Here is a 285-nt window from a genome sequence, read left to right as displayed (position 1 = left end):
ATCTCAAGACCGAACTGGAACTCCGTCGCGAGCTGGCCAGCAATTCGCCTATGCGCGTCATCGAGCGCGGGCAACAACGCGCCTCAGGGTCCAGTGGCGTGTTCGAGTCGGCGCCCGATGCCGATCGCCTCGATCGCCTGCAGGCCCCCTCTGCCGCCGACGGCAAGACGGGAGGGAGACCGTGATGGCAGATACGCTCACCACCCGAAAGCTTCTCGGTCAGCTACTGGTCGGAGTGCTGATCGTCATCGGACTGGCAGTGGTCGGTACGCTGCTCAGCCTCTT

At 64.2% G+C, this 285-nt stretch carries 1 pseudogene; it reads left to right on the top strand.

The window, feature by feature from the left end:
* Positions 1 to 185: pseudogene (locus HMPREF2924_RS36205) on the top strand (integrating conjugative element protein); the annotation flags it as partial.
* Positions 186 to 285: the final 100 nt, after the last annotated feature.

Source organism: Pseudomonas sp. HMSC063H08 (genome assembly GCF_001813645.1).
Classification (GTDB): domain Bacteria; phylum Pseudomonadota; class Gammaproteobacteria; order Pseudomonadales; family Pseudomonadaceae; genus Pseudomonas; species Pseudomonas aeruginosa.
The sequence above is the reverse complement of the archived record's forward strand: the minus strand, read 5'-3'. Positions and strand labels throughout refer to the sequence as shown.